Source organism: Spirosoma validum (assembly GCF_014699035.1).
GTDB classification, from domain to species: Bacteria; Bacteroidota; Bacteroidia; order Cytophagales; family Spirosomataceae; genus Spirosoma; species Spirosoma validum.
Map to the genome: position 1 here is coordinate 36,942 of NZ_JACXAA010000008.1, position 23,402 is coordinate 60,343.

The window sequence follows — 23,402 nt, forward strand, 5'->3', positions numbered from 1 at the left end:
CCAGTGTTAGCCCAAAACACACCCCAATCCCGCCATTGGCACTCAGCATGACCGCACGCTCACCATTTTTGGGGAGTGCATCACTATCCTGCTTACCTTTAAGTGGGCATCTGTCCGGCTGAACCAACTTACCTCGACTTGTTTCAAGCGTTGCTCAGGGGAGCAGCGTTGACTCGTTTTCACTACCAATCAGACAATCGAATGACTTTATTTACCTCGACAAAACGAGCGGTGCCGCTCGGACTGGGCTTGGTCCTGTGGCTCTACTGTAGCAGCCTCACCCTGGCTCAGGTGATCACCACCGTGGCAGGGGGCAATGGGTATGGCGCAGCACCCACTCAGCTTAGCCTACCCTACGGGGTGTGGCTTGACGCAGCCGGCAATCTGTATGTGGGGGATTATTCCAATAACCGGGTGCAGAAATTTCCCCCCAACGCCAACTCGGCCACCCCCGGGGTGACCGTGGCCGGGGGCAATGGACAGGGCGCAGGCGCTACTCAGCTAGTTCAGCCATCGGGGATATTTGTGGATGGGGCGGGGAATCTCTACGTGGCGGATTCCTTTAATAACCGAGTGCAGAAATTTCCCCCAAACGCCAACTCAGCCACCCCCGGGGTGACCGTCGCCGGGGGCAATGGGCGGGGGGCGGCCGCTACCCAGCTTGATTATCCGCAGTGCGTGTTTGTGGACGGGGCAGGTTATCTGTTTGTGAGTGATTTCTACAACCACCGGGTGCTCAAATACCCCCCCAACTCCAACTCGGCTACCCCTGGGGTGACCGTGGCCGGGGGCAATGGACAGGGCGCAGCCCCTACCCAGCTAAACCAGCCAGTAGGGGTGTTTGTCGACGGGGCGGGCAATCTGTTGGTAAGTGATTATGTCAATAACCGGGTGCAGAAATTTCCTCCCAACTCCACCCAGGCCAGCACCGGGGTAACGGTCGCGGCCAACCAACTAAACCAGCCAGTAGGGGTGTTTGTCGACGGGGCGGGCAATCTGGCCGTCTGTTCTTTTTCCCAGGTTCTGGTTTACCCCCCCAATTCCACCTCAGCCACCGCGGGGGTGGTCGTGGCGGGGGGGAACGGACAAGCCCTGACTAGTCCAGCGGGCATCTTTGTCGATGCCCAAAGCAATTTGTTTGTCGTTGAACGCTTTAACTACCGGGTGCAAAAGTATGCCTACCCGCCCCTGATCACCAGCCAGCCCGAGGCTGGCCCGGCCGTCTGCGCAGGCTCGAGCGTGACGGCTCAGGTGGGTGCCATTTCCACCTATCCGGGTCTGAGCCTGAGCTACCGGTGGTACTCCAGCAGTGGGCCCCTGTCGGGCCAGACCAGCCCCACCCTGAGCGTCACTGGGCGTCCCGATTTGAGCTACTACGTGATGGTCACCAGTAGTAACGGACTATCCACCAGCTCCGAGGGGTTCTCCCCGCTGGTGCTCCCCCGACCCACGGTTCGGCTGGTGGCCAGTGGTCCGCTGAGCGCGGCTAACCCCAGCGTCACCCTGACCGCTTCGGGGGCGGCTACTTACCAGTTTAGTCCGGGCGCTAGCCAGGTGGGGAACGGCCCCACGGCCACGGTAACTTCACCCGGACCGTATTTAGTCATCGGTGCCGGTGCCAATGGCTGCTTCAATACAGCTTCGGTAACGGTCGACCAGCTGCTAGGTCCTGATCTGACGCCTTTGCTCTATGCCCGGCCCACCATCGTTAACGCGACCACTCCGGTCAGTGTGGTGGTGGACTTAGTAGAGCTGAACGGGGTGGCCACCAGCGGCCCCCTCAGCTTGAAGATCAGTCAGCAGGCCGGACTCAGCTTGAGCCTGCCGGCCAGTGCCACCTCAGTGGGTGGTCGTCCGGTGAGCAACAGCGCCTGGAGCCTGAGCGGTCCCTCGGGGGGCTACTACACGCTGAGCAGTCAGCAGGTGATCAGCGGGGGCGGCCTGCTGAGCGTGGGCTTGACGGGCCGCTTCAGCGGGGTGGGCAGTACGGGCAGCCTGGCCATCAGCGGTACGCTGGTGGGGGGGAGCGGGGGCGAGCAGAAGGCCACCAACAACACCGATGCGGATCGGCTGGAGTATTTTCAGCCGTAGGGATGTTACTACCGATTTCAGCGCCTAGCGAACAAAACGGCCAACCCGAGACCCAACGTGAGCCTAGTTGGTAATTAAGCTTTGGGTCTTTGTTCCCCTGATAGGCCAAAGCGCTGACCTAGTTTCTCTGTCCGCTTCAAGAGTTGAGGAGTACAAACTGGGGGTTCCTGTCTTATTAAACGCCCATTTTGAGAGGCAAAATTGGGTTGGCATAGCTAATTGACTAAACCAACTTGACTACGTTTGCTCGTTTGCAACTGCACGGCAACGGCCGACCGTCGACGACCCGGAGCCACGCCCATTAGATAAAAAAGGAGGTTAAAGAGGGGTTGGGCAGCTACTGATAAACAGCAGCATGAATGAGAATAATTGCCTCAAAACAAGTCGAATTAACAGGTGGTTAGGAGATTGCTTTCAGTGAACAATCTGTTGGCGATACTTAATCAACCTATGAGACAACAATCCATTTCGTTACTCTTCAGCGCAGCCGCTTTGCTGGGGGCACTGCCATCCAGCGCCCAGAACGATTATCAGAACACAGTCAAAGACGGCTACTCCGTCAACGTATTCAAGCCCCAGCAGGTTGATGCCACAACTGAGCGCGTAGCGCAACTGAAAGCCCCCGCCGGTTTTAGCGTCACCACGTTTGCCGAAAATACGGGTAACCCGCGCATGCTGGTAGTGGCCTCCAACGGCGACGTGTACGTGTCGGACCGCACGAAAGGAACCGTTATGCTGGTGCGTGATGCGAACAAAGACGGCAAGGCCGAACTGGTTAAAGACGTGGCTCAGAAAGCTGACCTGCACGGGCTGGCCCTGCGCGACGGTAAGCTCTACATAACCTCCATTCGGGAATTGTACGTAGCCGACATCAAACCCGATGGCTCCCTGAGCGACTTAAAAACCCTTTACAACGATCTGCCCGACGCGGGGCAACATCCGAACCGCACGATCAATTTTAGTCTTGATGGGAAGCTGTACCTGTCAGCGGGCAGCACCTGCAATGCCTGCGACGAGCGCAATAAAGAAGCGGCCACCCTGCTTCAGATCAATACCGATGGCTCGGGGCGCCGGGTATATGCCAAAGGCCTTCGCAATACCATCGGGTTTGGCTGGCACCCCGTCACAAAGGCACTGTGGGGATTCGATCACGGCATCGACTGGCTGGGGGACGAAGATCAGCGGGAAGAACTCAACGAAATTAAAGAAGGGGCCGACTACGGCTGGCCTTACGTATATGCCAATGGGAAGCTGCCTCCCCACCCGCAACCAGCCGGCGAAACGCCCAAACAGTATGCCTCAAAAACGACGAAGCCCGTTCAGTTGTACGATGCCCACGCTGCTCCTTTGGGCATGGTTTTCAATAGGGGCCGCAGTTTTCCGAACCAATACCAGAACGACGCTTTCGTGACCATGCACGGCTCCTGGAACCGGGCCAAACCGTCGGGCTACAAAGTGGTGCGAGTGCGTTTTGATGAGCAAGGCCGAGCCACGGGCATCGAAGATTTTGTGACGGGCTGGTTAGTCAACGGCAACAAGGAACAGTTTGGCCGGGTGTGTGGCATTGCGCAGCATACCGATGGGTCGTTGCTGATCACCGACGATGCCAACGGGGTAATTTACCGGGTAGCGTATTCGGGCAAGTAAGCTAAGGGGGCCGAGATAGCAGCGAAGTATCACCCGCTTCGACGCTATCTCGGCTCTACTGTCTATAATTCCGACAACAAAGTTTATTTATCTAGTAACCGTATGCCTTTAGCTATGCTCAGTGCTATTATTTTAAGATAGCCTTAGCCGGACTTCTATCTTGGATAACTCACAAATATGAGCAACCGCACTACCAGGGCAGGCCCTGCCGAGATGCTTTAACTCGTATGTCAGCTAAAATCGCCCGGCGGCCCGCTATCAATCGATGTAAGCCTCTGGGGGGCCTTTGAACTCCAAATTCAGCAGGGTGGCCTGTACCATTGAAATCAGGGAAAAGTGAGACTGGTTTTAGGTGACAGAGGAGTAGAAAACAGCCAGAAATTCATCGATTAAGAAAGATCTGCACCGCAATTACCATCCACTACCAATCAACGACTTGCTCAATCGAGTGGATTACGCTTAGCTAGTCTAAAGTCAAGAAAGCCTCTTTGTTTTGGCCCAAAATGTCCGATGGTTGGCTCGAATGAACGGCGAATATCCCCTACTTTTACGGCCTCACTCTACTAGACTATGGCTCTCACTCAACAAGTCATCTTTGTTGTACCGCCTTTTGTCCACGTGTTGGATCTGACCGGACCCGTTCAGGTCTTTTACGAAGCTGTTGAGTATGGGGCTCCGTATCAATTACGGTACTGCTCGTTCCAAAATCAGCTTACCAGCTCAGCGGGCCTGGCTTTAGGGCCTGTCCAACCTTTTACCCAGGTGATCCCTCAACCCGGCGATCTGATCGTTATCCCCGGCATGGACATGGCTTATATTCGGTCTGAAGAATTTAAAGCGGAGTACGATTTTCTAAACTGGCTCCGTGAGCAGCACCGACAGGGCGTTATTATATGCTCGGTCTGTACTGGCGCATTTTTAGTAGCCCAGACGGGCCTGCTGAATGGCCGAAAATGCACCACCCACTGGAAGCGCGTGGAAGAACTGCAAACGACCTATCCACGGGTCGTTACCCTGCACGATCAATTATTCGTCCAGGATGGTGGTCTCTATTCCAGTGCAGGGATAACAGCTGGTATTGACCTGGCGCTGGCCATTCTGGAAGAGCAGCAAGGGCCCCTGTTTGCGGCAAAGATAGCTCGCGAGTTGGTCGTGTATCTACGGCGCGGCCCCCACCATTCCCAGAAAAGCATTTACCTCGATTACCGCAATCACATGAATGTGGCCATTCATCACTTGCAGGACTGGCTGATTGCTAATCTGAAAACCAGGGTCACGTTGGAAGCACTAGCCGAAATAGCTGGAATGAGTAGTCGCAACCTAACCCGAACGTTTCGAAAAGAGACGGGTATATCCATTCATGACTATACTACGCAGCTCCTGCTAGAACGGGCTCGTACCCTACGGCACAATCCGGGAATGACGATGGAGGCCATTGCCGAACAGTGTGGCTTTCAGGATGCCCGCCAGTTGCGCCGAATCTGGCAGAAAGACGAATCCAAAAATAGCACCAACGCTTATAGCTTTACTTAACTCTACTCGAATGAACCTCATTCTTCCTGTCCGTTTTTACTTATTTGTTGCCAGTTGGCTCGTTATGGCCGTTAATTCTCTTGGGGCACAGAAATCGATGATGAAAGCAACTCTGATGGCGTACTACGGCGAACCCTGCGGCAGTGGCTACCATGTAGAGCGATACCAAAAGCCCTGCCATTGTCAACAAAGCGGTATGGCCTTTATGCAACGTAGCGCTCCCTTGATGGACACCCTGACGCAACACTCAACGCAAGCTAAAAAGCGGAATGTAGCCATTTTTATTCATAATGGCGTTGAGATTCTGGACTTTGCTGGCCCCAGTGAGGTGTTTGCTTCAACAGAGGGGTTCGCGGTTTACACTGTCTCGTTGACCAAAGAACCGGTCATCAGTCAGGGATTCATTAAAATAATCCCAACCTATAGTCTGACCGATTGCCCCAAGCCTGACATTGTGGTTCTACCGGGAGGCAAAACTGGCCCCTTCATCGAGAATAAACCACTCATTGACTGGATAAAACACACAGCTACTCAGGCCGAGGTAATGCTATCGGTTTGTACCGGTGCCGGGCTACTGGCCAAAGCAGGCCTGCTGGATGGCAAGCAGGCCACTACCTTTCATTCTTACATTGAATCCCTTCAGCGAGCCACACCCAACGCAAAGATTCTAGCCAATACTCGCTTTGTCGATAACGGACAAATTATCACAACGGCGGGCGTTTCGGCCGGTATTGATGGTGCCCTGCACGTGGTGGCCAAATTAAAAGGGCAGGCTATTGCCCACCAAACCGCTCGCTACATGGAGTATGATAAGTGGAAGCCCGAGGAAGGCCTCATCGTGAATCCATCGAATAAGGGCGCGGTAGAGAATAAATAACCATGGCTAAAGAGTATCTCAGGCGTGGATTATAATGGCTTGAAACCTTGACAGAAGGTCATTTACTATGCTCTCCCTGAGATCCGGCCGAAACTGGCCCTGAGTCACCTCATTGGCTGTCAGTTGGACATAGGCCATGAAACCGCTCGAGGTCATCTCAGGTCCCTGATGGCCTGTTGCTTTGCGCCAATCATTTTGAATGGGAGGGTAGGCAAATTCATTGTTTATTGCCAGCAGCGTTACTAAATAAAGGGGGATTCACGGTAGACATTCATTTAGCGATTGGGAATCTCTTTTTCACCTGAAAGAACCGAAAATAGGCTACAACCTGAACCTATTTTGTTTCAAGGTTGGGAGCCTTTATTGAGAAATCGCAGAAGCGGCTCAATTGCCGATAGAAATATTTTCTGTCAAACTCCATCAGTTATATACGAATGTTAATAGCCGCTTACAATAATTTTGCCTCAAGTACTAATCGCTTGACTAAATCCCGACTCCGCTTGAGGCGCATCTTGATTGTACTAGGAGCAAGGCCATGTAAGTCAGACAATTCCTGTATAGTCATGCCCGCCTCATATTTCAAACGAAGCAAGGTCTGGCTCTCGACCGAAAGTGTTTTCATAACCTGATTAACGGCCTGCAGTCGTTTCTCCTGCAATAGGGCCTCTGACTCCTCAATTTGATCGTGACCCAACTCAGTAGCTTGCCAGGAAATTGTTAGTAAGCGTTTGCCCAGACGAAGCTGGTCTATGCAGTAGTTATTGGTAATTGAATAGAGCCAGCTGGAATAGGACGAGCGGTGCTGAAACGAAGCCAAAGCCCCAAAAACTATGATAAAAATATCATGCGTATAGTCTTGAGCGATATTCTTGTCTTTGACCATCCGTAAGCAGTGTCGATATACGCTACGTTGATAGTGATTATAAAATGCTTCAAAGCTAATAATGTGTGGTTGGACTAGAAGCGGTTGTTGGGGCTTTAAAGGCATGTTTGTGTGCAAATTGACGAAAATGGTTTATAATTTAGGTGTAATGACGTTATTGCTACGAATAAGCAATTGTAGTGTTTCATCCACAGGATAGGTAATAATTTGCTCATGATCAGCGTAGTATGTAGTATCGATCAATAGTCGCCAGTATTAATACGTATTTGACTATTAGTGGATAGAGCCTAAGGAAACTACGTTCATTGGCAGTGGCATGATGGGTGATGAGGGTTGCTTGAATGCATAGGGAATGATATACCTGTTTAATCTATGCTAAAACAGATTTATTCGCCTATTTATAAAGCGAAGCCCAAAGACAGTATAGAAAACCAAGGCTGAGGTTTCGTAAAATGCCTCAGAATGCTTACGCTCATAAACGCCTGTTCTCGCATCCTGTATCCAATCAATAAGTGCAAAGCAGTAACCAGTCAAGCAAGCCAAACAGGCTACACACAAAGCGAAGAACAACAATTGGTTTTTCATGATATTTGACTTTTAAGCACTGTCAATTAATCGGGGTATTTACTTAGAGTATGAATCTATTTATACGTTTGACGCATCATAGAAAATATCTATTATACAGGGTTTAGACTTATTATAAATCATATAGGATTGGGTTAAACAAGCCTATCATTCCCAATGCATATCCTACTCGTTGAACACAATCGGTGCTTAGTTGATGAAGTGAATCCGTCAATAATTGGAGCCAATTAAGTAAGGACGCTCGTTAAGCCCACGATCGTTGAGGGTGTGAAAACGTAGCCTTATCAGGACCCCAATACATCGCTTGATGTCCATATTTAAAAGAAGCAAAGTTGGATTAGTAAAATGAGATTTACATTCACTAGTTTGATGCCTAATTGGCCCTAAATTGAGGGAAGGGGAACTAGCCTAAATTTAGGCTAGTTCCCCTTCCCTCAATTTAGGGCCAATCCAACAAGTTAGTCTTAAAAGGAGTTAGTATTGGTGGCGATATGGCTATAGTTTATATCCTTTTTTGCTATTCACGATCTTCTATGCGTATTGTTATTGTCGATGATCATAAGTTACTGACAGACGCCATCGCCTTGGCCCTGCGAGATACCTTTGACGAATCCCAGTTGCGGGTCTACAATAATCCACTCACGTTTATTGATACCATCAGTCCCGACCGATTTCCTGATGTTGTGGTTACCGATTTACTGATGCCGCAAATGAGCGGCCTAGACTTACTGCAAACCCTACGAACGATAACGGGCAACCGCATCAAAGTAATTATACTGACCTCGGTAACCGATGCCCAATCGATACGACAGGCGCTCCGAAGTGGCGCCAATGCTTATATCGCCAAAGATGCCTCGTTAAAGGAGCTACCCGAAGCGATACAGGAGGTGATGAATGGGCAGGAATTTATCAGTCCTAGCCTACAGAAAAGTCTGATCAAAAGTATAATTACCGAAGAGCAGCACGTCTTCTATTTGTCACCCCGTGAAAAAGAGGTACTCAAAAAGATATGCGCTGGGATGACCGTCAAAGAGATCGCCCATAATATGGAGCTCAGCGCTCATACCGTACAAACCTATCTGAAAAAGATCATGAAAAAATTTAAGGTGAACCGGACCGCTGATTTGATCGTGTTTGCCTTGCGACATGGGTTGTATACTCTCCCTCCAAAATGAACATCAAATCGAATCATAGTTTGCAGATCCAATTCCACACTGTCCGGTCGGTTTGGGTTTGGCTGGTTATAGTGCATATAAGTTGCTTGCCGGGCTTAGCTCAGCCAACCATCGAAACGGTTACTAAAACCAGGTATACTACGGAAAATGGGTTGCCTCAGAATAGTATTAAGGGGCTTGCTTTCGATCAGCTAGGCTACTGCTGGATCGGTACGGAAAACGGTCTAGTTAAATACGATGGGGTTCATTTTCGCCTCTATGATGCGTATGATCGACCACCTACCTCCTCCCGGGTCTCCTATATCAAGCAAAATAAACAAAAGGAAATACTGGTCGCTTTTGAAGGCGACCAGTTTTATAAAATCAGAGAGTTTACTGGATTTGGTACGCGGCCCGTATGGGTAGAGGGCGATTATGTCGTTAGTGACTATCCGGTTTTTGTGGATATAAGCAATGAGCCTGCTCGATCCTTCTTCAATCTCATTAAAAAGAAGCCGTTGTCGTTAGCTTCAGATGTTTACTTTATTCTAAATGACCATCAGTTTTATCTACTAAAACCAGACTCCCTATGGATAGGTAACTCAAACGGTGCTATAACCCGTATCGTAGACAAACGCATCGGGAAGTATCCGGTGACCGTCCTTGGTGATAAATTGACGATGATTTTGTCTAATCAAGTAGCCATTCAGTACACTAATCCGGATGGCAAGGTCCAATCACTGAGGACCCAAGGGGGCTTTTTCGATCAGCTCAACCAGGTTAATTCGCCCTGTCCACTACTGTGTACCGCTTCGGGAACCTATGCATTTTGCCAAGGCAAACTATATAAATTGACGCTGAAGAACCGAACTATTTACTCAACGCTGCTCTTAGAGGGGTTGGCGGATTTTACACCCAACAACCTATATTATGACCAACCATCGGGCACTTATTATCTTCAGAGTGCCATTGACGGCTTAGTGGTAGTCCGACCCAACCGGTTCCAGCACGTGCGTATACCGAACGGAACCTGGCGGCAAAATTCGTTTTACGGCCAAAGTACGTATGGGCCGAATCAGATTGTAGCCAACGGTGCCCTGTTTACCTTTAATCAAAAAAATAGAGCTCCTGTCATTCAGCAACTGATTTCGTCTCCCTATTCCTTTATGTCTACCTATCTTCAGCAGGACACCTATTATTATGAGATGAATTTTGGGCTGCGCAAATATAATATGGTAACCAGACAGGATAGTTTGGTCTCCTTTATGGGCGATTATATTCATTGTTTCAATCGGTCAACTTATGACTCAACCTTATACTACTCAACCAGCAACAAACTCTATTCCCTTAAACGGGATAAACCTCAGTGCGTACTGGTACTTCATGCGCAAGCAAAACGGTATATCTATGGCTTTACTTTTTTAAACGCCGATAGTGTGCTAATTGCGACCAATCGTGGGCTTTTAGGGGCCAGTTTACGGACCGGCAAAGCCAAACCCATCCTTTCCGGAATCAATGTGCGCACTATCTATGTCGACAAGGACCGGTACATCTGGCTGGGCACCTACAATAATGGCATCTATTTGCTCAAAGCAGGGCGGGCGAAACACATACCCAACGATACCAACAAACGCCTTAATGTTATCAACAGCATCTTTGAAGACCACCAGGGACGAATTTGGTTTAGTACCAACAATGGGCTTCTGAGTGCCCGACGACACTCCATTACCGACTTTTTTCATGGTTTAGGTACTATTGAACCCTATACACTTTACACGAAAAGCGACGGCTTGCTGACCAATGAATTCAACGGCGGTGCTTACCCAGATAAAGTATATTTAGCCGATGGCCGCATTTCCCTGCCCACGATAAAAGGGTTAGTCGTTTTCAATCCAGATGCATTTCCAATCGACCGGAGTGCTAAAAAGGTGTTTATTGACCAAGTGCGGGTAGATGGGAAGCTGGTAAAGGATTTAACCCAGGTAACGTTACCGCCGGATTATAACGCTATGGAGATTTCAGTCAGCACGCCGTGGTTAAACAAAGCAGAGACATTGAGCTTCGAACGGAAGGCCGTTGGCCATGACCGGCAATGGATCACTTTTTCTTACGGGGAAACGATCTATATCCGGGATTATAGCTATGGACACTATACTATGCTTATCCGTATAAAGGGATACCCTCAGTCGCAAATCGAATATACCTTTAACATAGCGCCGTATTATTATGAAACCATCTGGTTTAAACTAGGGATTGCTCTCTTTATGTTGCTTGGCGTTCTGGCAGCCTTCACCTATACCATTACCTACTACCAACGCCAGACGACCAGTTTGGATCAAAAAATTAGAGAAAGAACCCGAGCGTTGAACGAATCGCTCAGGCATCTGAATCTAACCGTCGAGCGATTACAAGTCGTCGAAGCCCGTCTACAAACTAGCCTCCTCCAAAAAGATCATATTATCAAGCTGCTGTTGCACGATATGAAGTCTCCCCTTTTCGCCCTAAAGATGGGGATTGAAGAGCTTGATGACAATTTATCCCTGCAAGTGGGTTTACCAAGTGCTATCGTACGAAAATCACATTTGCTACGGGAAGGGATCAACGAAGTATACAGTTTCTCGGTTAATTTTTTTGACTGGGTCAAGTATCAACAGGAAGGACTTAAACCGAATTACCAGCTGACCCGCCTCTCGGATGTGTTTGGTAAAATTGATGACCTGTATGGCAGTATCGCAACCAATAAAGGTATTAAATTGGTCATCGATCCTACGGAGGTTATCTGCTATACGGATGAAAACATTCTATTTACCATCTTGAGAAATCTGATTGACAATTCCATTAAATATACGGAAGCGGGGCTCATCCAGCTTTATGTGGAAGGGAACCGGAAGGATTATCTGGTGATAACAGTAGCGGATAGTGGTCCTGGCATGGCCGAACCTATTTTGGGGAAGATACAGGATGCTTTCAGCGAAGACCTACTGACTAATGATCACGCAGGCTATGGCTATAAACTGATTCTTCATCTGGTTACGCTGATTCACGGTGATCTGGAATTAGAAAATAAGGGTGGTCTCCAGGTACGAATAATCCTTAATTATGAGTAGGGACAAGTAGTGATAGTGGCACCTAGGCATGCTAGGTTTTTTCTTAAAAACGGGATAGCGCGGCTGCCGTAAAGAATTACGCTAAGGAAATTGAATGCTTATTTCTGCTGACAATCAGTAATTTACAAAAACGAACGTACATCTTAGAAAAAGATGGGTAAAATAAATGCCCCGAAGGGCATCTAAGTACAACGTACATGACAGGGGTTTCGTGAAAGGAGAGTGAATGTTGCACAACTCTGCTTGTAGTTGCTTATAGTATTATTTATCAGATGATTTATGCGGTGAAATTAATTGATTGATAAGGGTCATCTGCATCGAGACAATCTTCCAGTCATCGTTTCTCTTTTCAAAAACATCAACTCTCCATTTATAATCAGTATCGCCTTTTTTGTATTGGCGAAAGGGTACAGTATAGTCTTTGTCAGCAAAAAGGGTTTCTTCCGTGTAGACAATGACTAGAGTAGAGCTTAGAAACCGCACTTGTTTAACGTCAAATCGCAAGGAGGTTGGCTCTAAGCAGCATGGACCCAGCAACTTGAAATGGGAAAGAATTTCTTGTTTACTTTTCCAAATTTCACCGACAAAATTGATCAAGGTTCCATCATCCGTAAAATAACTGCTCAAGGCGTCCCAATCATGCTTATTCCAGGCAGTCTGTTGTTGTTGGATAATATGCCTAATGGCCATTTCATCTTTTTCATGGCTTTGGGCTAACACCGCCGTTGTCAGAAAAGTGAATACACAAACGAACAGAGTCTGTTTCATACGAGTTGTTTTTAGGACAAAACTAGCTCGGCAGGCTGCTCGCTGACTAGTACAAATACGACATTTTCACCTTAGTGAAATATGCCTTTCACGGCCAGAAAGGACTGCTTATCAAACGCATCGGAGATTTCTTTGGGATTCGCATTGGCAAATACTTTAAAATCTCGGATCAAGTGCATCTGGTCGAAATAATGGCATTCGTAGGCTACCTGTGTCCAGGTGAGTTGAGGATTCGTTTCCTTGAGCAACCACGCCTTCCCAAATCGAACCAACCGACTATAGAATTTTGGCGAAACCCCCATTCGGTCTTTAAACGCTCGTTCAAACTGGCGGTTGCTCATGCATGCCTTTTTGACAAGATAATCAATCTTGAGGGTGCCCCCGTACTTGATTAGTTCAGGGATAACGTAATCGATAGAAACAGGCTGTCTAATTTTGGAGAGTAGCGTGAACATAAATTCATCAGCCAACTTTTTCATCTCCATGAAGTCTGTGGTATTTCTTAAGGCGTCCAAAATAGAGGTAACGACGCTTCCAAACACGGCTTCACCATCATAATCTATTTGGATCATTTCCTGCATCGATTGTCGCAATAAGCGATAGAGCGTTCCGGGTTGAAGCCCGATCTTGATCATGAGGTGATTAGGCCCAATGGAGAGAATATGACGTTCGGTTTGAGGTCCACTGATAGTACAGGCATAAAGTGATCGAACTTGTTTTGTCAGGATGTCTTCTACTCTTGGTCTGTCAAAGGGATAAAATAAGATAGAATGTTCAGGTAAGGGTGGAAACGGAAAGGATAAACTAGTTTTGCCATCATCGGTCACCGCATGACCAATCATGATATTATTGACGACATGGCTAATTGCCGGATGAGGCACGAAGAATAATTGTTTATCAATCATAAAGTGATATCCTCGAATACGAATCAGTAATGATAAGTATCTGCCAGCACGACCTGCAACTTGTTGATTGAGGCACTCTCCTTTTACAATGCGAACAGTGTATTTTGTGGTGTTTTCTAGCTTGCCTAGTTGACGATATAAAAACTTATCTTATTCAGGAGGTTTATACCGCAAGCAGAGTTGAGCACCGGCAGCCTGTATAGTATATGGTTCAATTAATGTGCTTAGCCGTGTTGAATATAGGAAAGATTATGGGTACATCAGTATACAATCCATCTCGCCAAACGCCCGTTTTTCTGAGATAACCTGTTTAGGATGATATGGATGTTCTTAGAAAATGGTTGCTGTCTTAAATTGCCGTCTCATTAACCAACGACTTATTTTGTTTTATGAGATGAGTTTGTAAAACAATTGGTAAGAGGTCATAGCCAAGCAAATTTTGATGGAAAGAATTCATGTACCAAACTATCCAAGTTTATTCTAGACTCATAGGAATCATACAATTAGATATTATCCTAAATAGCTCGAGTGTGTGTTTCTATTATCTACAAAAAGTGCAAAAATAGTTTTTTGAGCTTTCGTTCACGAAAACGCTAGTTATCAAGACCTGCCCGCCTGCGTATTCCAATTTGTAAAATATGAGAGCTGATTATGCACTGACTTTTAGCTTATTTGAATGCCATTCCATTGGCGCTCAACTTTATCTGTAAATTTGCCTTCTGACATAGTCTTTACTACAACTTAAATGAAAGCAATCAATATCAATATCCATTTCTTCTCGCCGACTGAGAATAGCCAAGCTAAACCAAAAACTGAAAAAACGGCCAAGCCAACCAAAGTGGTTTTGACCGGTTATGTTTCCTCAACCGGTAAACTGGTTTTACCCGCCAAGACGGTGGCCAACTTAGGCGTTGATCTGGATAATACATCGTTTAAAGTAGGGATGCTTGAAGGGAAGCGAAAAGCCAAATCTCTTTATCTGGTACCAGCCGGTGGTGGCCAGGAATTGTTTACTTTCGAAAAAGCCGCGAAAAGCTTCACCTTAGCCTTACCGTTCATTCTAAAAAAGAGTGGGGTTGATTTCTCGAAAACGAAGTATGACTTCACCATCCATCTATTCGGCTATGAAGGCACAACCGCCTTTGAGCTAAAGTTGGCTCCCCAAGCTACTACACCCAAAGTACCTTACACGGGTAAGCCACGAGGCCGAAAGCCCAAACAGGAGAGAGTGGCCGAATAAATAGAATAGCCCTGCTAAGTCAGGGCTTTTTTGTGGGTTACCTAGTTTAGCTGGTAGTAGGTATTCCTTTTTATTTCCCCGCTGTTTGGATCGAGTCGTTGATCGTGCAACCTGCCCGAGGTAATGTTGGTGGTTTATTCCTCCATCGGCCTGCCCTTGACTAAAGCTGTCAGGTTGACAGTTTTTTCAGGTCACCGTAGCCTATTGTCATTTTTAAAGTACCTTTGCCACATGCCTTAAACGCACCTCCCTAAGTTGTGTCAAGTTGCCCCCGTTTTTATCGGTCTTCTCAATTCCTTTTCACCATTTCTATCTCGAAAGACCTCAAGAATGATTGAGGCTTCATGCTTTATTGATCTGTGAATTAGTCTGTAATAAAGGCTATTTCTTTTTTATTGAAGAACGCTTTGATTAACACAGGGTTTTTCTCTAACCGTTTGGCTTGCTCAAGAATGGCTACCGTCAACTCATCTAAACTGGTGAATACTTGATTTTTCAGACTGCCTTTAAGGTGGCTCCAGACCAACTCGACGGGGTTCAACTCAGGACTGTAAGCCGGTAAGCGTTCCAAGTGAATCCGTCCGGGACGTTCACGCAACAACACCTTAACGGGTTCGCTTCGATGGATGGCTGCTCCATCCCAAATGACCAGCAAATCCCGCTTACGATAGCGCCTACAGAGTTGACTTAAAAACCAGACAATATCCTCGCCCCTAAAGGGCTGATCTTGCCCCGCTACATAAATTCGACCGTTAGGGGCAATGGCCGCAATCAAACCGCTACGGCGGACCGTTCAGATGCTCACGACCGGCCTGCTCAATGAGTACCGGTGTTTGACCTCTTGGTGCCCAGCTATGAGCTAGTAAAGGCAATAAATAACAGGCGCATTCATCAATATAGATGATAACACGCTGCTCATCCTTGGCTTTTTTTGAGTTCAGGTAGCCGCTCAGTACGCCTGACTTGTCCTGGAAAATATTGACCATAAACAGTCAATTTATGGACAGGCTTGTTAAACTACGCATGAAGCAACCAGAAGGTGTCATGCGGCAAATTGTTGCCCAAATTCTGCTCGGTCAGCTGAACATCGACCAGGCCGCTGAACGATTAAAAGTTAATCGTCAGACGGTGCAGCGCTGGATGAAGAAAATTGAAGAGGAGGCCGAAGCCAATCAGCGCACGGCCCCAATTGACTTCGAGCAGCCACCCCCTCCACCAAAACCAACCAGGCCCGCTAAACCAAAGACAAAATCACCTGTTGATGAATTACGCGCTAAGGTTCTGACCCTGGAAGAACAACTGGAGGAAGCTAACTTCAAGGCGCTCTACTATTCAACTTTAGTTCGAATAGCGAAGCATGAGTTAGGGGTGGACATCGAAAAAAAGTCCGTTACCAAGCCATCCGGTTCATGCTGACGAATCATCCCAACATTGCGATTCGGCGGCTGGAGGATGTGCTTGGTTTTACCCGGCAGGGCTACTATCAATACTGGCAACGCCAAAATGAGCCGGTAGATGATGACTTAAATGTGTTGCGTCTGGTTAGACCCATTCGTCGCCAACATCCGCGGATTGGTGGGCGAAAGCTTTACTATTTGTTACAGAAAGAGTTCTTGGAAAGGGGAATAAAACTGGGTCGGGATGCCTTTTTTGAGTTGTTAGCCAGGCATAAGATGCTGATTAGACGGCGTCGACGAAAAGTAAAGACTACCTTTTCGGGGCATCCGTTTCGGAAATATCCAAACTTAATCAAGAACTTAGTGGTGGAAAGACCTAACCAATTGTGGGTATCGGACATCACGTACTGGTTTACTCAGGGCGGATGCTTGTATGTCTCCTTGGTAACCGATGCCTATTCCAAACGAATCATGGGCTACGCTGTAGCTCCAACGCTGGGGGCTATTCATTGCAAAACGGCTCTGGAAATGGCCCTTAAGAAGATAAAGAAGCGAACAGCCAAAGCCTTGATTCACCATTCGGATCGGGGCCTTCAGTATTGCAGCGCTATTTACATTGGGTTGCTGGACAACTATCATGTGCAGATTAGCATGACTGAGACGGGTGATCCGCTAGAGAATCCCATTGCGGAGCGGGTGAATGGTATTTTAAAGAATGAGTACCTGGCTCATCGAGCGGTGTACTCGTTAGCCCAAGCCGAGCTAGTTTTAGAGCAAGCCGTCATCTTCTACAACTATAAGCGACCGCATATGAGCTGTGATATGCTGGTACCGGACCAAGCTCACCAAGGGGAAGGGAAGCTGAAGCGACGGTGGAAGAATTATTACTCCAAAAGGCAGGTGGGGTAGTAGATGGTGAAAATAGGGTATAGATTAGTGGTCAACAAAACGATGGATAACCAATAAACGGTCAACACTTTCCAGGACGGGTCAGAAGGAAAAACGTTCACGAAAACGCTCGACTAGCTGGATTATGTGCATAAATGAACCATTTAGTTTATAGTGAACGGTTTAGTGTTATCAGTAGGTTTAATCGACTATAAAGCATAACTGAAGGCGTAGTCCTTCCACAAATCGAGCTTTCACTGCTCGGAGGAAAGTTCTCCAGATAAGTCACATGGTTTATTGAAATAAGGAAGAGAGCCAGGTCAGCGGCCCTTTTTCTCCGACACCACCCGTATTGATCAAGCTGGCCTTCTAGCCAGCTCATGGCCGCCCAAAGCTTAGCGACCACCACGGCCGTAGAACAATCTTCATAGTAAGAGGTGGCTGGCCTAAAGTGTCGCATTTACTTTGGCAATGTCGCATTTAGTGTGGAAAAGTCGCATTTACTTTGGAAACTGACAAGACAACCATTCAGCCCTGTTTTTTGCCGTTGATACCTAAATGCAAATAAAAGACAAAAGGTACCTTGCATCGCATAGTACCTTATACTACCTTTGCTTTACGAAATTCACGAAACCAGTACATACTAATGAATATTGAAAATGCTCAAGTGCAAATGCGGAAGGGTATTTTGGAATTCTGCATTCTGCACATCATATCGCGGGGCGAGGTTTATGCCTCCGATATGCTCGATGAGCTGACCTCCGCCCGTATCATGGTTGTGGAAGGTACTTTGTACCCGTTGCTAACCCGATTGAAAAACGCTGGTCTGCTCGATTATAAATGGGTTGAATCGACTTCTGGACCTCCACGTAAATATTATATTCTAACGGATTTAGGGCGGCACTCTTTGGACTCTCTGGATGAAACCTGGCAGGAACTTGCTGAATCAGTTAATGCTATCGTTACCAAGACTGGGCAACATCGTAAACCCCCCAATGGCTCGATTCCCGTTGTCGCTTTAACTGACCCTACTACACCACCCGCCAACGCTTAACCTATTCTTACCAGAAGCCATGAAAAAGACCATAAGCATTAATATCAGTGGCGTCATTTTCCATATTGAAGAGGACGGCTACGACAAACTTAGAAGTTACCTGACCACGGTTCAACAGTACTTTTCGACTTACGAAGACAGTCAGGAGATTATAACCGACATTGAAAACCGCATCGCTGAGAAGCTACTGGCTAAGCTGAAAGCGGCCGATAAACAGGCTGTGTCACTCGAAGACGTCAATGAGTTGACGACGGCTATGGGTACTGTGGCCGACTTCGAAGCTGTTGAAGAAGAAGAGGTACTCGTTACCAGCGGTGGCCGCAATTCAGCACAGGGTATCGGAACCGGACAGGGAGCAAAGAGTATGGGAGGTCGGAATCCCACCCAAAACCCCATGCCCTCTGCCCCGAACCCTCCCCTCGAACCGCGTCGACTTGTGCGTGACCTGCGCCGGAAAACGCTCGGTGGTGTGTGCGCAGGATTGGCTCACTATTTCAATATGGACGTAGTGTGGGTCCGGCTGATCTTCTTGCTCTTGTTTTTAGCCTTGCCGCCACTAGGGCAGAATGAATTTTTCGCCGGGGTGTCGGGCTTTACGTTCATTGTCTATATCGCCATGTGGGTTGCTTTGCCTGGCGTTGTGACAATCGAGGACGACAAAACCGTCAAGAAGTTTTTTCGGAATCCTGAGGATAAAGTACTCGGGGGCGTTGCGTCAGGGATAGCCGCTTACTTCGGAGTCGATACGGGCGTTATCCGGCTGTTATTTGTGTTGGGGATTGTACTGGGTGGCGTGGGTTTTCTGCTTTACATTGTTCTCTGGATGATTGCCCCACAGGCAAATACGCTTACTGAAAAGATGGAGATGCAGGGCCAGCCCATTACGCTCTCGAACATTGAAAACAGCATTAAGCAGAACCTGAATATTAACGAAACGCCAAATAGCGAGAGCACACTAACCCGAATCCTACTATTTCCTTTCCGGGCTATTGCTACAATCATTGGGGGCTTAGGTAGTGCTTTAGGACCTTTGCTGACGGGCGTTGTTGCGGTGATCCGGGTATTTGCCGGTGTGATCATGCTGGTAGTAGCCTTTGCGTTGATGATTGCCTGCATAGCCGTATTGGGCGGGGCTATTGGTATCGGAACTCATTTCGGACCGGGCAGCGATTTTGCCCCCATCGAATTTATCCGGGCTGATATAACGGTTCCGATGGTGCTGTCATCGTTTCTGGTCGGGTTCATCCCTGCTTTTGGCCTGGCAATTCTGGGCGTCATGCTCATTACAATGCGTAGTGTCCTGAGCAGCCGTACGGCCCTGACGCTGGCTGGCGTATGGCTCGTTAGTTTGGTTGTCTTTGCCGGAACCGCTACGCCTTTGATTTCCAGTTTTCAACGCCGGGGAACCGTCGAGGAGACGAAAGTACTGAACGTAGCGGCAGGTACCCCTACTTTCGCCATGAACGAAGTCGAAAATGATGACAACTGGCGTCCTTCGATCGACATGAAAGGGTATGATGGCACAACCGTCAACTTGATTCAGCATTTCCGGGCACAGGGTAGCACCCGTTCTGAAGCGCAGGCTAATGCTCGCCAAATCAAATATGCTTACGCAGTCAAAGACTCGACGGTACGCTTTGATGAAACGCTTGAATTACGGCCGAATGCTCATTTCCGGGCGCAGGATCTGGATATGGATTTGATGATTCCGTATGAGAAACCGTTCCGTATGACCCACGATTTTGCCCGGTTTGTCCGAAATGAGTTCGGTGAAAAAGAGCTTGAACGGATGGAAGCCAGTATCTGGAAATTCACGAAGACTGATGGTCTGGTTTGCATAAACTATCCACGCGAAAAGAACCGCGATTATGATGACGAGGATAACGACGTAACAGACCTTACCGACGATGTGCAGAGTGCCGTGACCAGCGAACTAGGTGATGATTTCGACCGTATTGGCGATCATACCCGTCAGTTCAATGTTACCAATTTCTCGAAAGTGGACGTTGGCGGTGCGTTTGTAGTGCGTTTCCGTAAGGGCGATACGTATAAGGTCGTAGCCGACGGGCGTGAAAAAGATCTGGACGACATCAACGTAAAAGTAGATGGTGGCACGCTGAAAGTGTCGATTGATGGCAAAGGATTATTCAACTGGGGTAACCATAAACGGGTTGGTCTAACGATCACTGTACCTCAGGCGATTGACGAACTGCAATTGTCCGGCGCATCGAAAGCTAGTTTGACAGGATTCGAAAAATATGATGACCTGACCATCGACATGAGTGGTGCTTGCCGGACGGTGTTTGAAGGGGATGTGAACAAACTGAATCTAGACCTGTCGGGGGCGTCGAATGTCGTACTACGTGGTCATGCCGATCAACTGGATGCTGATTTAGGAGGTGCCTGCAAGCTCGAAGCGACCGGCATGACAATTGATAAAGCGTCGGTGGATGCTGGAGGGGCCAGCCATGCAAATCTGGGTCAAGTTGGTACGCTTGACTCTGAAACATCAGGAGCCAGCAAGGTAACCCGTCAATAGAATAAACGGGCAAACGTGTGAAAAGGAAAAAGCTGGCTTAGACCAGCTTTTTCCTTTTCACACGTTTGCCCGTTTACCAATTTCAGCCGCTTCTTCTACTTTCGCTTCCGCCGTTGCTGCTTCTTTTTCCTGTTTCCTGTTATCACGCTCGAATACGCCAATCAGTACAATAAAGTAGGAGAGGAGCAGAGGCCCCACTACCAGACCAAGAATGCCAAAAATAGGTACGCCCAGTACAATACCTGCCAACGTAACGAGCGGGTGGATATCGCCCATGCGTTTCGCCAGCATGATACGTAGCAGATTGTCAATATTGATAATTACAATAACGCCGACCAGTAAAATACCAACTCCCTGACTAGTGTTACCCTGTGAGAGTTGAATCAGGCCAGCGGGTCCCCAGACAAGGGGTGTACCGAGTACGGGAATGAAGGCCATAAAAAACGCTACCGTTCCCCAGAAAAGCGCATCAGGCACCCCAAAAATCCATAGCGTTGCTCCTGTCAATACGCCCTGCACAAAACTTACCAGAGCTTGCCCTAATACGTTAGCATTCACGTTATTTTTGAGTGATTCGCCAAGTTCTTTCTGCGTGTCTTTTTTAAAAGGCAGGTATTTTTGCAGCCCCTTCTGAAAAGCTTCCTGGTCTACAAACATGAAATACATCGTGAAGAACATCAGACCGATGATCACGATAAAATCCAGTGCGCCACCGGCTAGAGAAGGCAGTAAACGACTCGCATAGGTACCACCCTGGCGAAGAATAGTTTGAACATTCTGCTGACTGGTGATCTTGTACCCTGTCAGATCTTCCGCTTTCTTAACCAGATTCAAAATGTCTTCCGTATGCTGACTGTAGTACTGAATCCGGTCAATAAGTAACAAACTCAGCGTCAGAAAAGGCATGATAATAACGACCAGCGAGAAAACGATCAGAAGCGACGTAACGAAAGGTCGGTTCCAGTTACGCTTGATCGCCAGCGCCGTAAACCAGGGTCTAAGAACGACGTAGAGAATGCCCGCTCCCAGAAAGGCTGAAATGTAGCCGCTGAGACCAAAAAGTATAAAACCAGCAATAATGATCAGGCTTGTAATGAGCAAAATCCGTTGTTGCTGGGGTGTGTAAATATTTGTCATAATTCAGAGTCCTTCCGCATATATTGGCGGCAGTAGATTAAAAACCTTTTAATAACCCTGAATTGTTTAAAAAAAGGAGGAGGGGAAGAAGGGGAGTAAAGGGAAGAAGAGAAGCCCTTCTACCCTTTACTCCCCTTTTCTTAACATTCTGTGGCACTCAACGCCAGTCCTGCTTCGGAAGTCTCCTTATATTTTGTCGACATGTCCCGGCCTGTTGCTTTCATAACCTTAATAACGGCGTCGAGCGAAATCTTCTGGAAGGAAGCGGCTCCTGACGTGGCCAGCAGAAAGGCGTTATACGCTTTCACCGCCCCCATGGCATTCCGTTCGATGCAGGGAATCTGGACGTAACCGCCAATTGGATCGCAGGTCATGCCAAGGTGGTGTTCGATGGCAATTTCAGCGGCTGCTTCGATCGGACCGATAGTTGCCTGATTCTGAACACAGCGGGTCAGGAAAGCAGCACCCATCGCCGAAGCTGTTCCTACTTCGCCCATGCAGCCCATCTCGGCACCGGAAATACTGGCATTGTGCTTTACTAGAAAACCGATCGCGGCTGCCGCCAGCATACCCGAACGTAGCGTAGCCCGGTCGTAGTGAAAATGGTGCTTCGCTAGATACGTCAGTCCCGGAATGACACCCGACGCGCCTGACGTTGGCGCGGTGACAACGATACCTCCGGCTGCATTCTCTTCGGAAGCGGCTAAACAATACGCATTCAGAAAAATCAGGAAACTGTCCGTGGACTGGCTCATTTCTTTGGCCTGCTGAAACAGAATCGGGGCTTTTCGGCTCAGCTTAATCGAACCAGGCAACGTTCCTTTATGCTTTAGCCCGCGACGAACCGCTTTGTGCATAAAGTCCAGAATCTGGTCGAGTCGTCCATTTACCTCCGCGCGACTACGTCCTGTCAAGGCCATTTCATTAGCCATCAACAGTTCATCTAACGTTAGGTTATGGTCAGTAAGCTGCTGCTTAAGCGCTGCCATTGTTCCGTAGGGGTAGGGTACCGTTTGCTGATCGGCATGAACTTCGGGTTCTCCTTTCCGGATGATAAATCCGCCACCAATGGAATAATATTCTTCCTCCACTAACGTAGCCTCACTCGATGTCAGTTTGAGCACCATTGTATTGGCATACGGCGAATCATAGCGTTTTCGCTCAAAATGAATCTGGTGCGAACCAACGTTAATTGTTCGATCACCCACCGGAACAGGATACGTAGTAGTTGGGTCACGTAACAGTTTCAACAACGCGTTGGGGTCAGTCGTTTCGGGTTGCCAGCCCATCAATCCGGCCACGATAGCGCGGTCGGTACCGTGACCTTTTCCCGTTGCGCTCAACGATCCATACAGGAAAATGTGAATAGCATCGGCTTGTTGTTGCTGCTCAACCGGCAAATTCGCCAACCGCTGCCGAAAATCGAAGGCCGCTTTCATCGGTCCAATAGTATGCGAACTCGACGGGCCTGGCCCAACTTTAAATAGATCAAAGACAGAAGTGGTAATAAACGAAGTATCCATGGTCGATGAAGTAGCGTAGGTTCGGTTTGTAACGTTGATTCATTGCTGTTACGTAATGTACTTAGTAACAACGA

18 protein-coding genes are annotated in these 23,402 nt (G+C 47.9%); 11 read left to right on the top strand and 7 right to left on the bottom strand.

Going from position 1 to position 23,402, the window contains the following annotated elements:
* Positions 1 to 201: 201 nt before the first annotated feature.
* From IC230_RS20455 to IC230_RS20470, 4 genes are all read left to right on the top strand, one after another.
* Positions 202 to 2,091, top strand: a complete 1,890-nt coding sequence (locus tag IC230_RS20455; RefSeq protein ID WP_191040915.1) for an NHL repeat-containing protein — start codon at positions 202 to 204, stop codon at positions 2,089 to 2,091.
* Positions 2,092 to 2,541: 450 nt separating this feature from the next.
* Complete coding sequence (locus IC230_RS20460; protein ID WP_191040916.1) at positions 2,542 to 3,738, top strand: PQQ-dependent sugar dehydrogenase; 1,197 nt, start codon at positions 2,542 to 2,544, stop codon at positions 3,736 to 3,738.
* A gap of 570 nt (positions 3,739 to 4,308) precedes the next feature.
* The gene (locus IC230_RS20465) at positions 4,309 to 5,271 is read left to right on the top strand and encodes a GlxA family transcriptional regulator (RefSeq protein ID WP_191040917.1); all 963 of its coding nucleotides are present in this window, start codon (positions 4,309 to 4,311) and stop codon (positions 5,269 to 5,271) included.
* 10 nt (positions 5,272 to 5,281) lie between these two features.
* Positions 5,282 to 6,148, top strand: a complete 867-nt coding sequence (locus IC230_RS20470) for a DJ-1/PfpI family protein (RefSeq protein WP_223860743.1) — start codon at positions 5,282 to 5,284, stop codon at positions 6,146 to 6,148.
* Positions 6,149 to 6,596: 448 nt separating this feature from the next.
* Here the strand turns inward: IC230_RS20470 and IC230_RS20475 are convergent, their stop codons facing one another.
* The gene (locus tag IC230_RS20475; RefSeq protein WP_191040918.1) at positions 6,597 to 7,136 is read right to left on the bottom strand and encodes an RNA polymerase sigma factor; all 540 of its coding nucleotides are present in this window, start codon (positions 7,134 to 7,136) and stop codon (positions 6,597 to 6,599) included.
* A 1,013-nt stretch (positions 7,137 to 8,149) separates the two neighbouring features.
* Between IC230_RS20475 and IC230_RS20480 the strand changes: the two genes are divergently transcribed.
* Together IC230_RS20480 and IC230_RS20485 are read left to right on the top strand one after the other, a co-directional pair.
* Positions 8,150 to 8,791 carry a response regulator gene (locus IC230_RS20480; RefSeq protein ID WP_191040919.1) on the top strand — a complete coding sequence of 214 codons (642 nt, stop codon included), beginning with the start codon at positions 8,150 to 8,152 and terminating at the stop codon, positions 8,789 to 8,791.
* A complete protein-coding gene (locus IC230_RS20485; RefSeq protein ID WP_191040920.1) occupies positions 8,788 to 11,877 on the top strand; it encodes a ligand-binding sensor domain-containing protein in 3,090 nt (1,029 codons plus the stop codon). The genes IC230_RS20480 and IC230_RS20485 overlap by 4 nt, the downstream gene beginning before the upstream one ends.
* A gap of 261 nt (positions 11,878 to 12,138) precedes the next feature.
* On the opposite strand, the gene IC230_RS20490 is transcribed toward IC230_RS20485, so the two are convergent.
* Positions 12,139 to 12,645, bottom strand: coding sequence for an SgcJ/EcaC family oxidoreductase (locus IC230_RS20490; protein ID WP_191040921.1), 507 nt, complete (start codon positions 12,643 to 12,645; stop codon positions 12,139 to 12,141).
* A 71-nt stretch (positions 12,646 to 12,716) separates the two neighbouring features.
* Complete coding sequence (locus IC230_RS20495) at positions 12,717 to 13,550, bottom strand: helix-turn-helix domain-containing protein (protein ID WP_191040922.1); 834 nt, start codon at positions 13,548 to 13,550, stop codon at positions 12,717 to 12,719.
* Between the two features lie 745 nt (positions 13,551 to 14,295).
* On the opposite strand from IC230_RS20495, the gene IC230_RS20500 reads away from it, so the two are divergent.
* A complete protein-coding gene (locus IC230_RS20500; protein WP_191040923.1) occupies positions 14,296 to 14,790 on the top strand; it encodes a hypothetical protein in 495 nt (164 codons plus the stop codon).
* 364 nt (positions 14,791 to 15,154) lie between these two features.
* Here the strand turns inward: IC230_RS20500 and IC230_RS20505 are convergent, their stop codons facing one another.
* Positions 15,155 to 15,565 (bottom strand): transposase, encoded by a 411-nt coding sequence (locus IC230_RS20505; protein WP_191040924.1) that lies wholly within the window; start codon positions 15,563 to 15,565, stop codon positions 15,155 to 15,157.
* A gap of 4 nt (positions 15,566 to 15,569) precedes the next feature.
* On the bottom strand, positions 15,570 to 15,776 hold the full coding sequence (locus IC230_RS20510) for a hypothetical protein (RefSeq protein ID WP_191040925.1): 207 nt from the start codon (positions 15,774 to 15,776) through the stop codon (positions 15,570 to 15,572).
* Between the two features lie 13 nt (positions 15,777 to 15,789).
* Between IC230_RS20510 and IC230_RS20515 the strand changes: the two genes are divergently transcribed.
* The 4 genes from IC230_RS20515 (at position 15,790) to IC230_RS20530 (ending at position 20,668) form a co-directional block, all read left to right on the top strand.
* Complete coding sequence (locus IC230_RS20515) at positions 15,790 to 16,206, top strand: helix-turn-helix domain-containing protein (protein WP_223860744.1); 417 nt, start codon at positions 15,790 to 15,792, stop codon at positions 16,204 to 16,206.
* Complete coding sequence (locus IC230_RS20520) at positions 16,200 to 17,096, top strand: IS3 family transposase (protein ID WP_191040926.1); 897 nt, start codon at positions 16,200 to 16,202, stop codon at positions 17,094 to 17,096. The genes IC230_RS20515 and IC230_RS20520 overlap by 7 nt, the downstream gene beginning before the upstream one ends.
* Positions 17,097 to 17,721: 625 nt before the next feature.
* Positions 17,722 to 18,129 (top strand): PadR family transcriptional regulator, encoded by a 408-nt coding sequence (locus IC230_RS20525; protein WP_191040927.1) that lies wholly within the window; start codon positions 17,722 to 17,724, stop codon positions 18,127 to 18,129.
* A gap of 19 nt (positions 18,130 to 18,148) precedes the next feature.
* Entirely contained in the window at positions 18,149 to 20,668 is a 2,520-nt protein-coding gene (locus IC230_RS20530) for a PspC domain-containing protein (RefSeq protein WP_191040928.1), read from the top strand.
* 57 nt (positions 20,669 to 20,725) lie between these two features.
* Here IC230_RS20530 and IC230_RS20535 read toward each other — a convergent pair whose 3' ends face one another.
* Together IC230_RS20535 and IC230_RS20540 are read right to left on the bottom strand one after the other, a co-directional pair.
* Positions 20,726 to 21,805 carry an AI-2E family transporter gene (locus IC230_RS20535; RefSeq protein WP_191040929.1) on the bottom strand — a complete coding sequence of 360 codons (1,080 nt, stop codon included), beginning with the start codon at positions 21,803 to 21,805 and terminating at the stop codon, positions 20,726 to 20,728.
* 140 nt (positions 21,806 to 21,945) lie between these two features.
* Complete coding sequence (locus tag IC230_RS20540) at positions 21,946 to 23,328, bottom strand: L-serine ammonia-lyase (RefSeq protein WP_191040930.1); 1,383 nt, start codon at positions 23,326 to 23,328, stop codon at positions 21,946 to 21,948.
* Positions 23,329 to 23,402 lie beyond the last annotated feature (74 nt).

Bases quoted from the DNA above. Each gene is read 5' to 3' on its own strand.
- IC230_RS20535 (WP_191040929.1), bottom strand. From the start codon at position 21,805: ATGACAAATATTTACACACCCCAGCAACAACGGATTTTGCTCATTACA.
- IC230_RS20480 (WP_191040919.1), top strand. From the start codon at position 8,150: ATGCGTATTGTTATTGTCGATGATCATAAGTTACTGACAGACGCCATC.
- IC230_RS20540 (WP_191040930.1), bottom strand. From the start codon at position 23,328: ATGGATACTTCGTTTATTACCACTTCTGTCTTTGATCTATTTAAAGTT.
- IC230_RS20470 (WP_223860743.1), top strand. From the start codon at position 5,282: ATGAACCTCATTCTTCCTGTCCGTTTTTACTTATTTGTTGCCAGTTGG.
- IC230_RS20515 (WP_223860744.1), top strand. From the start codon at position 15,790: ATGGACAGGCTTGTTAAACTACGCATGAAGCAACCAGAAGGTGTCATG.
- IC230_RS20490 (WP_191040921.1), bottom strand. From the start codon at position 12,645: ATGAAACAGACTCTGTTCGTTTGTGTATTCACTTTTCTGACAACGGCG.
- IC230_RS20520 (WP_191040926.1), top strand. From the start codon at position 16,200: ATGCTGACGAATCATCCCAACATTGCGATTCGGCGGCTGGAGGATGTG.
- IC230_RS20500 (WP_191040923.1), top strand. From the start codon at position 14,296: ATGAAAGCAATCAATATCAATATCCATTTCTTCTCGCCGACTGAGAAT.
- IC230_RS20510 (WP_191040925.1), bottom strand. From the start codon at position 15,776: ATGGTCAATATTTTCCAGGACAAGTCAGGCGTACTGAGCGGCTACCTG.
- IC230_RS20495 (WP_191040922.1), bottom strand. From the start codon at position 13,550: ATGATTGATAAACAATTATTCTTCGTGCCTCATCCGGCAATTAGCCAT.
- IC230_RS20460 (WP_191040916.1), top strand. From the start codon at position 2,542: ATGAGACAACAATCCATTTCGTTACTCTTCAGCGCAGCCGCTTTGCTG.
- IC230_RS20485 (WP_191040920.1), top strand. From the start codon at position 8,788: ATGAACATCAAATCGAATCATAGTTTGCAGATCCAATTCCACACTGTC.
- IC230_RS20465 (WP_191040917.1), top strand. From the start codon at position 4,309: ATGGCTCTCACTCAACAAGTCATCTTTGTTGTACCGCCTTTTGTCCAC.
- IC230_RS20475 (WP_191040918.1), bottom strand. From the start codon at position 7,136: ATGCCTTTAAAGCCCCAACAACCGCTTCTAGTCCAACCACACATTATT.
- IC230_RS20525 (WP_191040927.1), top strand. From the start codon at position 17,722: ATGAATATTGAAAATGCTCAAGTGCAAATGCGGAAGGGTATTTTGGAA.
- IC230_RS20455 (WP_191040915.1), top strand. From the start codon at position 202: ATGACTTTATTTACCTCGACAAAACGAGCGGTGCCGCTCGGACTGGGC.
- IC230_RS20530 (WP_191040928.1), top strand. From the start codon at position 18,149: ATGAAAAAGACCATAAGCATTAATATCAGTGGCGTCATTTTCCATATT.